This window comes from Chryseobacterium sp. C3, assembly GCF_014218905.1.
Classification (GTDB): Bacteria; Bacteroidota; Bacteroidia; order Flavobacteriales; family Weeksellaceae; genus Chryseobacterium; species Chryseobacterium mucoviscidosis.
On the sequence record NZ_JACLCU010000002.1, the window covers coordinates 104972 to 119559 of the forward strand.

Here is a 14588-nt window from a genome sequence, read left to right on the forward strand (position 1 = left end):
TCGATGTCTAACGAAATTAATAAACTAAAGCAAAAGCTTATTTGGCAAATGACCGGGGAGGAATTAGTAAGTTTATTTAAATATGAAAATATTTATATAACAAATCGTACAAAGAGATCCTTGCAGCAAAATAAAATAATTGATGAAAAGTATGTGTATGGTCTTAAAGGTATAGCCAAGTTATTTAATTGCAGTATTTCATCTGCTATGAGATTAAAAAAGAGCGGTAAAATTAAAGATGCGATCACTCAGGAGGGGCGAAAAATTGTCCTGGACGTTGAGAGAGCTTTAGTTCTAATTAACAATGAATATGAACTAATAAACTGCAATAAAGAAAAAGATGATGTCGTTACAAGATAGCAGTCAGAAAATCATTCGCAAGGAATTTAAAAATGAAAGAATTCCTGAGAGTATAAGAATAGGCAACCATTTTGTTGATGATTTTATCTTTGATGAAAATAGTCAAGCCGCCAACATTCCCATCAATGCGCTAAGGGTTATATTTAATATAATCTCTATTATAAGTAATGAACAATTCAGACCTGAAGATCGTCCGAAGCAACTCTCTTTGTTCGATGATGATTTTGAGACTGAAAATAATACTTTCGCCCTGCTTAAAATTAAGAATAGCAAAATTTCTCCCAGTGGCTCAACAAAGCAGGTAATTAATGCCTATGAGTTTTTAGCAAAATTTAAGATGGGATGGTATAAGTCCCAGAATAGAAAAGGTAAGGAAATCAAAACTTTTGCAGGACTTATATCAACACCAACCTACGATGAAAGAGGCTACACATCTTTTCTTATCAGCAGTTATTGGCTGAAGAAATTAATTGTAATACCGGAATATAATTATATGCTTTATCAGTTGGTGTATAATATTAAAAATAATAAACATATCATATTTGCAATTTGGCTGGCTAAACTTCCATCAACTGGCACTGTATTGAAACTGTCAACATTTAATTCGAAGTTTGACTTAAATTATCGAACAGCAAATGATTTTTGTTTTAAATTTTTAAAACAGGTTAAGGGCAGTCTCGATAAATACAGTACAGTGTCATTTAATTTCAAATGCAAAGGAGAAAACATTGCAATTCATCCATATTCCACTGAAAAAATTCAGGAAGCAGATTTGAATATAGATAGCGAACACTTGTTCATCACCTATCGAATTAATTATTTTAAAAAAAGGTACAGATTGCAGGAGCAGGAAATGCTGCAGTTCGCATATCATTATCGAAATATATTACAGACAAGAGAGCTGATAGAGAAATCTTACAATTACTTTATCAAAAAAAATAGAAAATTAAAACTACGATCCTCTGATTTTAGTGGTAAGGTATTTTTAAAGGAGATACAACAACTTATGATAGAACTTTACCGGGACACAAGAATGGGAAAATTTCTTCCGGATGGATATCCCGTCATTTTTTAATTAATCTAATATTTTATTTACAATGAATTGTGAGCAAATAAAACAAAACGTCAGTATCAGGACGGTTATGGAATCCTATGGTCTATTCCCTGTAAAAGAAAACAAAAGAACAGCATTTTATTTTGCATTAGATAGACAAGAGAAAACAGCCAGCCTGTCTGTAGATTTCATTAAGAATACAGCTTTTGATTTTGGAACAGGTAAAATATATGATGTTATATCAATAGTTCAAGCTATTAATAAATGTAATGTTTCAACAGCGCTTGAATATTTAAATAAGCTTGATTTTTCGCCTACAATAGATAATGTGGTTGAAACAAATGATGGCTTTACTTATAATGTTTTAAAAACAATCGATGTCGAGCATCCTGCGTTGCTAGAGTATCTTAAGTCAAGGGGAGTTTTGAATTGTAAAAGTCTTATCAAAGAGATCCATTACAAAATAGAAGATAAATATTATTTTGCGATTGCTTTTTTTAATAATTCAGGAGGTATTGAAGTCCGTAATAAATATTCTAAAATCTGCCTCGGACCAAAAGATGTGACGTTAATAAAGAAGGGAAATCAGCAAAATAATGAAATTGTTGTATTTGAGGGCTTTTTTGATTATTTGTCATATAAAACGATAGAAGATGATAAATTTTCTTCAGATGCAGATTATTTAGTCTTTAATTCAACATCGATGCTCTTAGCGGGAGATAAAATACTAAAGAAATACAAAAAAATATCTCTATTTCTTGATAATGATAAAACGGGAAAAACTGTCGTAGAGCAGATCCGCAACAGCTATAAAAATGTTGAAGATTTTTCCTGGATGTACCAACATTATAAAGATTTGAATCAGTGGCTGATAAGGTGATGATGTTTTCAGTAAAGACAAAACCGCTACTTAATAGTAGCGGTTTCATTTTGAAATTAATCTTATTGAGTAACCCATCCTGGCACTCCGTTCACACTTTTTAATATAAAGGTTCCATTTGATGGGGGAATAGGAATTACTTCAGTTGCAAAACCAAAGCTGCCATCCGCTTTGGCTACAACTTTTTTGGTGTAAGCTGGATCTCCGTCTGCATCGGGCATTTGTGAAGGTGTAACACTCAGTTTTCCATTGATATTGAGCCATCTTTCAGAAAAATCTCCAGAGATTAGCGCAAACTTATAGTCTGTATAATTGTTTGTAATGCTATCCCAAAAATTTGTTGAACTGGTGGTTACTGGTGTTGAATGAATTGCCAGCTTATTACTAATACTTCTATTTCCAGATGCGGGGCTTCCTGCACCGACACCAATAAAAACATTATTAGATCCAGTTCTATTGCCTGTACCCGACAGATATCCTATAGAAATATTATCATTGCCTGATGTGATATATGACATTGCTCCTGCACCGATTCCAATATTCCTGTTTCCGGAAATTGTTCCATTAATAATACCATTTAGTGCTGATACCCCCGCTCCATAATTTAGTTTTCCAGTAATTTCTCCTTGAGACATTGCATAGGCACTGGCCGAATTCCCTTTTCCGGAAGTTATGTTTGAGTCCGTTGCAAAAATTGAGTTGTATTCACCGGCGATAGTGCTTCTAGATTTACCGATGATATAATTTTCTTTTTGATCAAAATCAAGCTTCAGATTATTTTTTACAATAAGTTCCAGCGTGGAAGTATTACCTGTTTGAGAGACAACTTCCAATGGATCACTTTGAAGTAATGGAACCCATTTTTGACCGTCGAAATAATATAGACCTGACTTTTCAAGATGAACAGATTGCCCTGATAAATTGGTGGCAGGTGATAGAACGAAAACTATTGCTCCCTTCTGTGCTGTAGTGTAAGTTTTTGTTGCCAATTGATCTCCACTAATTCTTGGTAGAATGATCCCATCGAAATGATTGGCATCATCTGGTTTGCCTACTACTTCTAAGGTAGCTTTAGGCGTTTGAGTATTGATACCGACTTGTGAGAAAAAGTTGGCACTTATCAATAAAAAAAATAGTTTTAGAAAGTTGTTTTTCATTTTGTTATTTGATTATAGTTCACTATGTTTTTAGAATCTACTTTTGTGGTATAGCTATTTGGAGTGAGGTTTGATCCAATTTGAGTAGCCTTGCACTTCACCAGTGGCGTTTGAGTTTATCATATTTAAGTTTCCTGCAATAATATATATGGTATTATTTTGAAGCAGTACCGGAATTACATAAGTTGAATTTTCATTTTGCATAAAAACTATATCTTTAGGAAAGTATCCGATTTCGTTGCATATTCCCGAAATATCAAATAAAACATCATCTAAAACATTAGGTGCATCAGATGCTCTGCTAATTTCAAATTTTATATTCACTATCCCTTCTAATTTCCTTAAAGTTACCGAGCCTTTAAAGCCTCCATATTTTTTTGTTCCTATCGAATAATGTTTTGAGGATGTTAAGTAAACATTTTTGTCAGACGAAAGATTAAGAGGCTCAGACCACTTTGATGATTCTGTCAGAACATCATCATTGCTGTTATCAAATGACAGAATAATTCTATATTCTATTGGTTCCTTTTGATTGGATATAGATTTCCACGAATATCCGCTAAAGTAATATAGCCCTGGCTCTGTAATATCAGCTACCTGACCTGATAAGTTTGATGGTGCAGTGGTGACAAATATAACAGCACCTTTCTTTGAATAATTGTATGTTTTTTTCTGCAACTGATCTCCCGTAATGCGTGGGGGGAGAATTCCATCATAATGATTGATGTCTTCTGCTTTTCCTACAACTTCAAAAGTAGTCTCAGGAGATGAGGTGTTGATTCCTACCTGAGAAAACAGAAATGAATTAACACAGAAACAAAGCAGCATAAAAAAGTTGTTTTTCATCAGTAATTCTTTTGTTAAATTATTTTACAAAATTCATATTTAACCGTATTACTGCTATTAAACTAATTGTTATAAATGGCGGAGTGAACTTTTATGATTGTAAAAAGTCATAATTGAATATTCAAAAGTTTTATTCAAGGCGATCTATGATTAAGAATTGAACATATGTGACCATTGAGTTTATTTTGTCGCCTATGACTATGTCATTTAAAAGTATAATCGGTTTAAGCAAATTCTTCAATTCGGAAAGGCGCTCATTTTATTTCGGAAAAGCACTCTGGATATTTCGGAAAAGCGCTCCTAAACCCAACTAGTCGGACGAAAATTATCTCTTTTATACTATTAGATTCGGAAACGAACTCTTTACATTGTCGAAATTTTGATAATTGTGGATAAATACTGAATGTTGGATTGAAAAATTCGGAAACGCACTCATTCGTATTTTGATTGATGTTCGGAAAAGCACTGATCTCTTTTTCGGAAAAGCGATCATCTATCTTTCGGAAACACACTCATTCTTAAAATCCTCTCAAACAGCTGCTGCAGGATAATAGTGGAGTACAGTAAAAGTATTTCTAAAAATATATAAAAGTTCTTTTTTCTCTAAAAGGAATTTAAGCTTTTGCTTTTAAAGAAAAAATATAATCTTTTAGTACAAAAATTATGTCTTTACATCTTTACAAATAAACCGATTGTAAACAATATGTATTGCAATTAGTTTGATATTATTCACCAGTGTAAATTGATAAGTTGATTTAATAACTGTGTTTTTGTTTTTACAATTGCAAATGTAGAAAAGAGGCTTTCTCACAAAAAAATCTTTTTGGGTATCTAAAAAATTTTCTACACCAGTTCCGATAATTTGTCAGAAACTCCTAAATCCTTCGGACAAAAATATTTCAAGCCCTGAAAATAAATATAATTAGTGACTCTTTTTCCTTGGGTTTTATGCGCCTGCTCTTTTTCTATGGTCATAAGCAAAGAAAAACCGGAACCTCAGTTATACAAATCAATTCAACTTATGCTCTTTGACATCTTCGGAAATATCAAAAAAATATATAAATAATCATTTCCAATTAGGAAAAACAATAGAGAAAACCGAGTGTCCTCGATACCAAATCAATTCACTCAAGAAATTTTTAGAAAACGAAAATAATTTTAAACAATTTAAATTCAATTATTATGAACATCGTAGGCAGAATTACAAAGAATGCGGAAGTTAACGCATTAGCAAATGACAGACAAGTTGTTAATTTTTCAGTAGCTATAAATGATAGCTTTAAAAATAAACAAGGAGATAGAGTAGAACAGACCACATTTTATAACTGTTCATACTGGATTAGTTCTAATGTAGCTAAAATTCTTACCAAAGGTACTTTGGTAGAGCTGACAGGAAAACCAAGTGCAAGTGCTTGGATAGGAAAAGATGGAGAGATTCGTTCGGGTCTAAATTTTCTCACATCATTTATTAAAGTTCACGGAGGAGGAGGTAAGGCGGATGTTAATACTAATTCAACCATCGAAGCCAAACCACAAACAGCAAGTGCTTTAGTCGGAGATAAGGATGATGATTTACCATTTTAATTTAAAATTTAAACAATGAAAATATCAAAAATTCCTACAGATTATCTTTTTATCAAATCCATCGATTCAAATGAATTTAGTGATTTTGCAATCATTCATACTACTGAACAATGGAGAGAATTATGTACTGAAAGATTGGACTCTGTAAAACCTTTTGAAAATGATACTTTTTTCAAATGGCTTAATTATAAAGATGAAGCAGTTGATTTTTTTAGGTTTACGGATGAAAGCTTCTCTGAAATTAAAGATTGGTTTCAAAACAATGATATGTTTTTCGTGGAAACTAATGAAGAAGAAATCAGTCAATTGAAACCATTGGATTTTGTATTAAACTGTTATCAGATGCAGGTTTTTACTGATGGTACTGCCATTTATAATGCTTTTGAAAAGCATTTGGGTACTGAATATTGGACTCTCCAATTTTCTCTGAACGAATTAACACAGACAACTTAATTGAAAGCTATGCAGACCAATTTTTTTAGACAACTCGCCAAACTTAATTTAAAAGGTGACTTGCAGTTGATACTTCGACCAACAGAAGAAAATGGCTTTGTTCTATCCATATTGCTCAATAATGAGCAGTGTGGAGACGAAGCAAGAAAATTGATTCCACCTGTTAATTTAAAGGGAACAGCAGAAGAGCTTGATAACGGATTCTTTGAAACGGTAGGCACACCATTACAGACTGCTTCGGGTTTAATGGTAAATATGGAAAGCTTTATGAAACAGATGGAAGAAGCCAAGAAGAAATCTGCAATGGAAAAGGAGAAAAGTGATAAGGAGAAAAAAGAAAAGGAAACAAAGGATAAAAAATTTACTGAATCCTTACAAAAGGCAGTGCAATTTGAAAAGGAGGGCAAATATAAAGATGCGTGGTCTGCTCTACCTAAAATTTCAGATTATCCCGATAAGGCAGATAACATCAGGAAAAAGCAGGAACAATATGAAGTCCATCTTGCTCCAAGTCTTTTTTCCGAGCCACAAGAACCACAAGAAATTTCCAACATTTAAATATAGATTATGTTACTCGCAACACAATTAGAACGGGTTTTCATTCTGAAAGATAATGGACAGGATATTCGCCTGACAGACCCCGAACCAAAATGGAGTGTAGAAGCAGTGATGAATTTTTATGCTAATAATTATCCAATTCTTACCACTGCAAAGGTTTCCGCTCCTCTGATTAAAGATGACACTATTCAATATCAATTTGAAAGTGTAATGGGAACTAAAGGATAACAGTTTATGAATTAAATCAAAATTAAGATGAATGCAACAAAATATTATAAAAGGAAAAATAGTAATTCCGGAAGAAAAAAAACAAAAACAGGTTCATCAGCAGGTAGGCGATTTTATGAAATGGATGAAGCAGGAAAAAGACAGTTCGGAAGTACAGAAAGACCAGAGAAAGTCTGTCCCATTGGCACAAATACCAATGGTTTTCTGAAAACGGCTTTTCTGCCAAAGCTTAAAGAATGTAGCACAACATCAAATTTGTCAAAATCAAAAACAATAAAATTGGAGAGGGATTTTTATAAATCCCTTTCCCAAATGTCAGAGCATTATAATCTTTCTCAATCTGATCATAAAGATTTTGAATTTCCATATAACATCTCACTATCTCTGAATCATTGCCGAAAGCAAATGAAAACGAGTATCAAAAATTGGCAGGATATTAAATTGGAGCACAAAGGTAACTGCCTATATTTTGTGAGCGAAGAAAGAATCAGTACAGGAATGACTCTTTACTATATTCCTGTCGTTCCTCTTCATAATATGCTTCATCATAAGAAATACAGAAAAACAGCTCAAATGCTACTTTCTGTATGCACTTATCTGTATCGGATTATTGATATTCCTTATTACAGACAGGAAGCTTCATACTTATTTTGGTTATATGAAATGCTAAGCGACTGGATTGACCAAGATGAAGAATTGGATGAAAATTGTGAATATAAAAAGCAATTACAACAGGCTGAATTAATTGGTGATATTATGGAGCAGAAGATTGCATCTATCAATAATTTGTCATTTTTTCAACAGCGTGTAACTTCATTTAAAGCAAAAGATAGTTTTGATGTTGAATGTTTGAATCTTGCTAATAAAGCTTTCTCCTTATACAGCAAATTTCCCGAAGAACGCATCTATAGAAACATACATTTTAATAATAATAAGGACTTCTCTAATGATGATGAATTCGATTACGATGAAAATGATGAAGCCGTTATTTCAATGGATAAATACATTTCATTTTTTGCTGATGATAGAGGATGGGCATATCAAAGTATTATCGATAGTGTAAATAATGAATTCAATGAATATGCTGAAATTCAAGAACCTATTGTTTTCAAAGTTTTTGATGGGAAAGAAGTTTCAGATAACAGTCTGGATTTTGAAAGTGAAGTTTTTGAAATTCTTAATCAGCTTGCAGGAATACTTGGCGACTTTTCAAGTCTATAAATCTTAACTCGAATTAGTTATGAAACGAAAAAATAATAATATTGAAGCAAAAGATGTAACAGAAGATTTTGAAAATCTTTATCATCCAAAATCAGCATTAGTTTTCTACGAAAGTGATGATAAGCTTTCTGATATGTACGTTGAATATTTTGATATGGATGAAGATGGCAGTCCCATTAATGCACATCCACTTACAACCAACGAAGCTAAATATTTAGCAAAAAGACTTAAAATTCAAAATTGCAGAGAAAAAGAATTTCTTAAACCACAGGGAATTATTTCTTCTAATATTTTACTCATCGACAATTCAGAAAATGCAAAAGTGATTTGGTACACAGAATTTTCAGAACGAGAATTATATTTTTCTAAGGATTTGGAAATACCAAATGGTACAGCGAAAGTACCATCCTTAATTTGGTGTGCTGATAAACTGCATTTGAAGATATTTGCTGTTGATTACAATCAGCGACCAACAGAAGAGACTTCGCTATATCACGCACCATTTTTTAACATCTATGATAACGGGAGTGTTTGTATGGGGAACGTTGATACTAAAATTAAAAAGTCAGCTTCCTTGGAAGAATTTACGGCTACTTGGGAGCATTTTTTTTTCAATTCCTATTTCAGTCACTTAATGTACAATCATAATCCTATAAAGGGAAATTGTGTCTCGCTTTGGAAAGACCTTGTTCAGAACAGAAAGGATTTTCCAAATGATGTGCTTATAAAATCTAATCTTAAATTAAAAAACCTACTGTAATGAATATTCAAAATAATTCAATTGTAAATAATAAGCCAAGAGTTCATTTTACCTATAGTAATTTTATTCAGCCGACAAACCCAATATCTATAAATCTGATAGGGGCAGGAGGAACGGGTTCGCAGATGCTTACTGCTTTGGGCAGAATAAATTATGCGCTTAACGAAATGGATCATCCCGGACTTTCTGTAATGTTATGGGATGATGATAGGGTAGAAGAAGCAAATCTCGGCAGACAGCTTTTTGCTGAAAGCGAACTTGGACTTAATAAAGCGACAGCATTAATCAACAGGACAAACCGATTTTTCGGAACGGCTTGGAAAGCGGAGACTAGAAAATTTCAAAGAGACGCTTCGGACAGGATTACGAGTAATATGACCGCCAATATTTTTATTTCCTGTGTCGATAATGTGAAAACAAGATTTGAAATCGCTGAGGTTTTAAAAACTTTGGATGATACTTATATACATCGTAATACAGCAAAATATTGGATGGATTTTGGAAACAGTAAATGTACAGGACAGGTATTACTCTCGACAATCGGAGATATTAGACAGCCTGATTCTCAAAAATATGAAACGGTTTCCAATCTTGCTTTTATAACCGATGAATACGGTGATTTATTGAGACAGTCAGAAACAGTAGATGATACTCCAAGTTGCAGTTTGGCAGAAGCACTTGAGAAACAGGATTTATTTATTAATTCTTCTTTAGCCCAATTAGGAGGCTCACTCCTCTGGAATTTATTTCGAAATGGGATGACCGAAAACAGGGGATTTTTTCTGAATCTTCAAAATTTTAACTCACAGCCTATAAAAGTTGCCTGATGGAAATCGGGTGGCAAAAATGCAATTTCTCCTATGGTCGAAAACGCATTTTTGCCTATATGGAGCAACCACATTTTAAAATATACCTATCTAATTCCATTCCTAATATTTTAAAAAAAGGTTGCGGACTTTTTAAATTTTATCATATGATTGTAAAATTAATTTATTTTTAACTCATTGTAATATAGTTTGTTATTATCTTTATGGTAATTAACCTTGAAAACAATAATGCAATGAGAACACGTGCTAAAGAGAACGGACTTGAAGTGACCTGCGTTGCAGGAACTTCAGCAGTGATACTTTCGATTGATATGCCCCAACAACAAACTGAGGGACTACTGGGATTTTCTATCGAAAGAGAAGATTTGATAGAAAATGAAAAGTACTTTTTAAAAGGATTTAAATATTTTGAAGAAACTGTTGGGAGCGCAGTAAAAAATGAATTATTCAGCAGCTTTGAGCATCCTATCCAATCATTTATGTGGGAGGATTTTACTGTAAAATCAACCTACGATTATATCTACAATATAATTCCTGTATATGGAAAGCCTAAATTTTTAGAGCATAGACCTGGCTGTAAAATCAAGGTTAATATTCCCGACGAAAGTACTTCAAAACACTCAGTGTATTTTAACCGTGGGGTAGCGGGGAGCCTAGCATATGCTAGAGAGTTTGGGAATATCAGACCTTGGTCAGAGGGAGTATCTGAAGAGAATTCTTTGAGAGCATTAAAGTGGCTTGGTAAGGGCTTGGATGATGCTTTGTTGAACTTTATCAAAAAAGCTGAAGATGAAACATATAGTATTAGAGCTGCTTTTTACGAGTTTGAATATTTGCCCATTTTAGAAGCATTGAAAGATGCATATGAAGATAGAAGCGTTGATGTTAAGATAATTTATGATTCCAGAGGAGAGGAGAAAGCAAATAATCTTGCCATAAATGAAGCAGGCATTCCAAGACAAATTTTAATTCCAAGAAAAGAAGAAGCAAATAAAAGCTATATTGCTCATAATAAATTTATGATACTGCTGAAAGATGGTAAACCTATTGAGATATTATCGGGGTCTACCAATATAACAGCAAAAGGAATTTTTGGTCAATGTAACGCTGCTCACATTATCAGAGATGAAGAGGTCGCTCAAAAATTTCATCAATATTGGGAATATTTAGCACAAGATCCAATTAACGAAGTGTTAGGTAAGCAAACTTTGGAAATTCAAGAAGATATATTGTATGATAATCTTAACAAGGGTATAACCGTATTTTTCAGTCCCCGCGAACAAAAAACTATTCTTAAAACGTATGCTGAATATATGGATAATTCAAAAAGTCTTATTTGTGGAATGTTTCCATTTTCTTTTAGTAAGCATATGAAAGAAATAATAACTAAAGATACAGAAAATCTCAAATACATCATCTTAGATAATAATAGATCTATACATACTACATTAGTTTCAAACGATTATGATAATGTAATAATTTATGGAACTTATTTAAAAGATGGTCTATATGATTGGCTCGCAGAAAAACATTCAGGTTTACTATTGAATGCAAAGCCAAGTGGAGTAGGGACAAATTTCATTCATAATAAAATTATACTTATTGATCCTCTAGGTGAAGATCCTATTGTCATTTCCGGTTCTGCAAATTATAGTGATAATTCAATTTTGAATAATGATGAGAATACTTTGGTAATTAGAGGTGATAAGGATTTAAGTGATCTTTATTTTACTGAATTTGTAAGAATTTTTAATCATTATTATGCGCGATCTAAAGCTTTAGAAATGTCGGGAAAAGTTTCAGGGAACGATAATCCATTGCATTTGAAGACGGACTACCTTGCTTGGGTAAAATCATTCTACAATAAAAATGCATTAAAATATAAGAGAAAAAAAATGTTTGTAGATTTAATCTGTTCCTGATTTACTAGCTGCAGGGACTTTTTAATTACATAGCGATGTTACCAAATACTTATGACAAACAAGGCTTTACAAAAATTAATAGATGATTTAAATAATAAAGGTAAGAGAACAAAAAGTGTTATTTATCTTAGACCTTTAAGCCCGAATGTAGATTTCGCTAAGGTCTGGATAAATAAACCGAAAATAACTGATAATATTACATCTTCAGACGGATTCAAAAAATTTTACTTCATTAAAAATGAAACTAAAACTTATGTAGCTGTAGTCTTGGATATGTATAGTGATTTACATTGGTATGTTGTACCAGAACATAGAAAAAATGGACATTTGACCAACTCAATGAAGGATGTAGTTTTGTTTCACTTATTTATTAATAGAGATGAGCAAACAATTACTATCACAGAAAATCAAATTGGAAAATCTTTTGCTGATGCGTCGAAAAAAGTGGCACTCGAACTAGGATTTATTCAAACTGATGATAATGAATATGTGCTTGCAGGTGATGACTACGTATGTTCTGAGTCAAATTTTGTTTTGAACTCTAAAATGTCCGAAGATAGAATGGTTGAATTAAGGAACGAAATTAATTACTTAGGTCGATCACTTTGGAAAATTCAAACTGAAATTGAAATGAATCTTGGACTAAGTGATTACTGCGAAGAGCTTAAACAGACGGTTGACACATTAAGAAGTAATTCTTTGAAATTTGAATTCTTATGGAGAAACAATAACAAATAATAACTTAAACTACTGATTTTTTTAAAAAAGTAGTTTAAGATATTATTTAATTCAAGGCATCAAGATTTCCGATATATCTACTTATGATTTTTAGGTCATCATTTTCTTCAGTGTTCAAATCAGTCTTTTTAATCAATGAAATTATTTTGGAATAAAAACTATTATTAAATCCGTCAAGTGCTTTCTGATATTCGATATCAGTGTATGATATTTTGAAATCGTCAAATGAAAATGTAAAACCGATATTTGAATCAAATAACATATCTATCAGAATTTCCTCAGATAATAAAACTGACGGTTTGTCTTTTGGTACAATCTCCTTTAGTTTGAAAGTCGTTTCATATTTTTTGAATTCTTCCGATCTAATTGTTTTCTTTGAAACTTTACCTTTTTCAGAAACACGTTTATGAGCAATTGTAGTAACAAGCTCACCTATATCCTCTTGTGACAATGTTTTTGTAGTAAGTAATTCCTTTTTTTGCTTGTTAACAATTTTTGGAATATACTTTTTTGAAAATGAATCTGTGTCATAAACTCCAATGCTGTAACCGGAATTATTTGATTTGATTTTGGCTAATGGCCTGAATATTTCATTTATTTCCTCCTCTGAAAATTCTTCTTTGATTTCGGTAATTTCTTGTTCACCAAGAGGATTAATGAAAATTTCATTATGGAAATTTTTAACAATATTTGATTTTAAATTAACAATTTCCTTTTCTTCGTCATTTCTTTTCATCCAATCATTAGCAATTGAAAATCGAAAACTTCCATAACTTGAGTTTGTGATGACCGGATTAATAATTCTATCAATTTCTTTTTGAAGTTCACTTATACTGTCATCTCTAAATTTGACCAAACGCCTAACTTTAGTAAGTGCATATGCCTTTAATGATTTCAAATAATTATCTGTAAAGTCTTTAATCATTTCTAAAGTAACAGAATGACCAAATTCAAGCTTGGTAGGCTCAATAGTATAATGTGTGCTATTTTGTCTAAGAATACTTAAATAGGTATATTCTTTTGTCTGCCCAAAAGGATTAATATTTTTTAAAGAAACTAAAATCTCTAAGGCGTCATACAATTGTTCCTTAACCTCTTCATCTTTACTGTTAGTTAACCCAAAAAAAATAAACTTTTGTGCCTCCTCTATCTGTCCAGCTTTTAAATTTAAAAACGCAGCACTTCTTACCAGTATACTCCTTGTGGGTTCAAGGTCTGGTTTGTCGAAATAGAAATCTGCAACCTCACTTTCTAATTTAGCTGCCGTTTTGTATAGTTCTAATGAAGCATCAAAGTCACCTTCATCTAAAGCCTGCTTAGCCTTAAATGAGTAATCCATAGCTTCTCTATGTTGTAACTTTGGTTTCATTTATGAATTTCTTTTATGGTTGTAGGTTTGGCAAAAAGTGTGACAACGACAGATGATGATTGGTCTCTTTTTGAACCTCTATTAATTTGCTCGTGTTTCTTTTTTATGCGATTTATTAAGGTATTTGATTTGTTTTCCTCCAAAATACCGGATATTTCTACATAATGATATTCTTCGTCAAGAAAATTCAAATCATCATCATCAGGTTCAGTTTTAGAAAATCTATAGTCAACGCCATCGCCAATTTCAGTTTGTTCTACATATTTGTAATCCATTATTACTGACATTACAAACCAAGCCAATGCAACACCACCGTGATTAGCAATATCTTTATCCTCCTTCATTGTTACTTTTGAAAAATTGGAATCCCAAGTAACAATGTTTTTGCTGGATTTTCCGTCAATGGTAAATTCAAATTCAGCCTTAGAGTCTTTATGATAGCGATCAAGTCCAACAGCAGCCCAATAATTGTGAACTTTTATATGCTCTTTTGGTGGGCCTTGTAGCTTATCTAAAGTAAGATCAAGATGAAGTTCTGTCATTAAGTTATTAAAGTTATTGTTTTCACCAAATATACAAATTAATCGTTTTAGTTGTCAATTGTCATTCTAAACTACTTTTAATCTTGATT

General features: G+C 32.3%; 17 protein-coding genes. 13 read left to right on the forward strand and 4 right to left on the reverse strand.

The window, feature by feature from the left end:
* Positions 1–3 precede the first annotated feature (3 nt).
* From H6W53_RS04255 to H6W53_RS04265, 3 genes are all read left to right on the forward strand, one after another.
* Positions 4–360, forward strand: a complete 357-nt coding sequence (locus H6W53_RS04255) for a DUF3853 family protein (protein ID WP_002977252.1) — start codon at positions 4–6, stop codon at positions 358–360.
* Complete coding sequence (locus H6W53_RS04260) at positions 344–1435, forward strand: hypothetical protein (RefSeq protein WP_027383751.1); 1092 nt, start codon at positions 344–346, stop codon at positions 1433–1435. Before H6W53_RS04255 ends, H6W53_RS04260 begins: the two co-directional genes overlap by 17 nt.
* Before the next feature lie 67 nt (positions 1436–1502).
* Positions 1503–2294, forward strand: coding sequence for a toprim domain-containing protein (locus H6W53_RS04265; RefSeq protein WP_228457750.1), 792 nt, complete (start codon positions 1503–1505; stop codon positions 2292–2294).
* 62 nt (positions 2295–2356) lie between these two features.
* Here the strand turns inward: H6W53_RS04265 and H6W53_RS04270 are convergent, their stop codons facing one another.
* Positions 2357–3451 (reverse strand): hypothetical protein, encoded by a 1095-nt coding sequence (locus H6W53_RS04270; protein WP_002977257.1) that lies wholly within the window; start codon positions 3449–3451, stop codon positions 2357–2359.
* Positions 3452–3505: 54 nt separating this feature from the next.
* Positions 3506–4297, reverse strand: a complete 792-nt coding sequence (locus H6W53_RS04275) for a hypothetical protein (RefSeq protein ID WP_002977259.1) — start codon at positions 4295–4297, stop codon at positions 3506–3508.
* A 1182-nt stretch (positions 4298–5479) separates the two neighbouring features.
* Between H6W53_RS04275 and H6W53_RS04280 the strand changes: the two genes are divergently transcribed.
* The 10 genes from H6W53_RS04280 to H6W53_RS04325 all read left to right on the forward strand — a co-directional run bounded on the left by H6W53_RS04280 (position 5480) and on the right by H6W53_RS04325 (position 12588).
* Positions 5480–5881 (forward strand): single-stranded DNA-binding protein, encoded by a 402-nt coding sequence (locus H6W53_RS04280; RefSeq protein ID WP_002977263.1) that lies wholly within the window; start codon positions 5480–5482, stop codon positions 5879–5881.
* Between the two features lie 15 nt (positions 5882–5896).
* Positions 5897–6334 carry a hypothetical protein gene (locus tag H6W53_RS04285; RefSeq protein WP_002977264.1) on the forward strand — a complete coding sequence of 146 codons (438 nt, stop codon included), beginning with the start codon at positions 5897–5899 and terminating at the stop codon, positions 6332–6334.
* 9 nt (positions 6335–6343) lie between these two features.
* Positions 6344–6892 (forward strand): PRTRC system protein E, encoded by a 549-nt coding sequence (locus tag H6W53_RS04290; protein WP_027383749.1) that lies wholly within the window; start codon positions 6344–6346, stop codon positions 6890–6892.
* Between the two features lie 9 nt (positions 6893–6901).
* Positions 6902–7120, forward strand: a complete 219-nt coding sequence (locus H6W53_RS04295) for a PRTRC system protein C (protein ID WP_002977268.1) — start codon at positions 6902–6904, stop codon at positions 7118–7120.
* 31 nt (positions 7121–7151) lie between these two features.
* Entirely contained in the window at positions 7152–7328 is a 177-nt protein-coding gene (locus H6W53_RS04300) for a hypothetical protein (protein WP_002977271.1), read from the forward strand.
* Positions 7329–7432: 104 nt separating this feature from the next.
* On the forward strand, positions 7433–8341 hold the full coding sequence (locus tag H6W53_RS04305; RefSeq protein WP_313089809.1) for a hypothetical protein: 909 nt from the start codon (positions 7433–7435) through the stop codon (positions 8339–8341).
* Positions 8342–8360: 19 nt separating this feature from the next.
* Positions 8361–9101: a PRTRC system protein B gene (locus H6W53_RS04310; RefSeq protein WP_002977276.1), complete on the forward strand. Its 741-nt coding sequence runs from the start codon at positions 8361–8363 to the stop codon at positions 9099–9101.
* Complete coding sequence (locus H6W53_RS04315) at positions 9101–9928, forward strand: PRTRC system ThiF family protein (protein WP_002977279.1); 828 nt, start codon at positions 9101–9103, stop codon at positions 9926–9928. Before H6W53_RS04310 ends, H6W53_RS04315 begins: the two co-directional genes overlap by 1 nt.
* A gap of 233 nt (positions 9929–10161) precedes the next feature.
* Entirely contained in the window at positions 10162–11850 is a 1689-nt protein-coding gene (locus tag H6W53_RS04320) for a phospholipase D-like domain-containing protein (RefSeq protein ID WP_164720334.1), read from the forward strand.
* A gap of 51 nt (positions 11851–11901) precedes the next feature.
* Positions 11902–12588: a hypothetical protein gene (locus H6W53_RS04325; RefSeq protein WP_002977283.1), complete on the forward strand. Its 687-nt coding sequence runs from the start codon at positions 11902–11904 to the stop codon at positions 12586–12588.
* A gap of 46 nt (positions 12589–12634) precedes the next feature.
* Here H6W53_RS04325 and H6W53_RS04330 read toward each other — a convergent pair whose 3' ends face one another.
* Positions 12635–13957 carry a hypothetical protein gene (locus H6W53_RS04330; RefSeq protein WP_002977285.1) on the reverse strand — a complete coding sequence of 441 codons (1323 nt, stop codon included), beginning with the start codon at positions 13955–13957 and terminating at the stop codon, positions 12635–12637.
* Positions 13954–14499, reverse strand: coding sequence for a hypothetical protein (locus H6W53_RS04335; RefSeq protein WP_002977286.1), 546 nt, complete (start codon positions 14497–14499; stop codon positions 13954–13956). The genes H6W53_RS04330 and H6W53_RS04335 overlap by 4 nt, the downstream gene beginning before the upstream one ends.
* Positions 14500–14588 lie beyond the last annotated feature (89 nt).

Coding starts and splice junctions, on each gene's coding strand:
- H6W53_RS04270 (WP_002977257.1), bottom strand. CDS start 3,451: ATGAAAAACAACTTTCTAAAACTATTTTTTTTATTGATAAGTGCCAAC.
- H6W53_RS04290 (WP_027383749.1), top strand. CDS start 6,344: ATGCAGACCAATTTTTTTAGACAACTCGCCAAACTTAATTTAAAAGGT.
- H6W53_RS04320 (WP_164720334.1), top strand. CDS start 10,162: ATGAGAACACGTGCTAAAGAGAACGGACTTGAAGTGACCTGCGTTGCA.
- H6W53_RS04330 (WP_002977285.1), bottom strand. CDS start 13,957: ATGAAACCAAAGTTACAACATAGAGAAGCTATGGATTACTCATTTAAG.
- H6W53_RS04315 (WP_002977279.1), top strand. CDS start 9,101: ATGAATATTCAAAATAATTCAATTGTAAATAATAAGCCAAGAGTTCAT.
- H6W53_RS04265 (WP_228457750.1), top strand. CDS start 1,503: ATGGAATCCTATGGTCTATTCCCTGTAAAAGAAAACAAAAGAACAGCA.
- H6W53_RS04310 (WP_002977276.1), top strand. CDS start 8,361: ATGAAACGAAAAAATAATAATATTGAAGCAAAAGATGTAACAGAAGAT.
- H6W53_RS04255 (WP_002977252.1), top strand. CDS start 4: ATGTCTAACGAAATTAATAAACTAAAGCAAAAGCTTATTTGGCAAATG.
- H6W53_RS04280 (WP_002977263.1), top strand. CDS start 5,480: ATGAACATCGTAGGCAGAATTACAAAGAATGCGGAAGTTAACGCATTA.
- H6W53_RS04260 (WP_027383751.1), top strand. CDS start 344: ATGTCGTTACAAGATAGCAGTCAGAAAATCATTCGCAAGGAATTTAAA.
- H6W53_RS04275 (WP_002977259.1), bottom strand. CDS start 4,297: ATGAAAAACAACTTTTTTATGCTGCTTTGTTTCTGTGTTAATTCATTT.
- H6W53_RS04300 (WP_002977271.1), top strand. CDS start 7,152: ATGCAACAAAATATTATAAAAGGAAAAATAGTAATTCCGGAAGAAAAA.
- H6W53_RS04335 (WP_002977286.1), bottom strand. CDS start 14,499: ATGACAGAACTTCATCTTGATCTTACTTTAGATAAGCTACAAGGCCCA.
- H6W53_RS04285 (WP_002977264.1), top strand. CDS start 5,897: ATGAAAATATCAAAAATTCCTACAGATTATCTTTTTATCAAATCCATC.
- H6W53_RS04295 (WP_002977268.1), top strand. CDS start 6,902: ATGTTACTCGCAACACAATTAGAACGGGTTTTCATTCTGAAAGATAAT.
- H6W53_RS04305 (WP_313089809.1), top strand. CDS start 7,433: ATGTCAGAGCATTATAATCTTTCTCAATCTGATCATAAAGATTTTGAA.
- H6W53_RS04325 (WP_002977283.1), top strand. CDS start 11,902: ATGACAAACAAGGCTTTACAAAAATTAATAGATGATTTAAATAATAAA.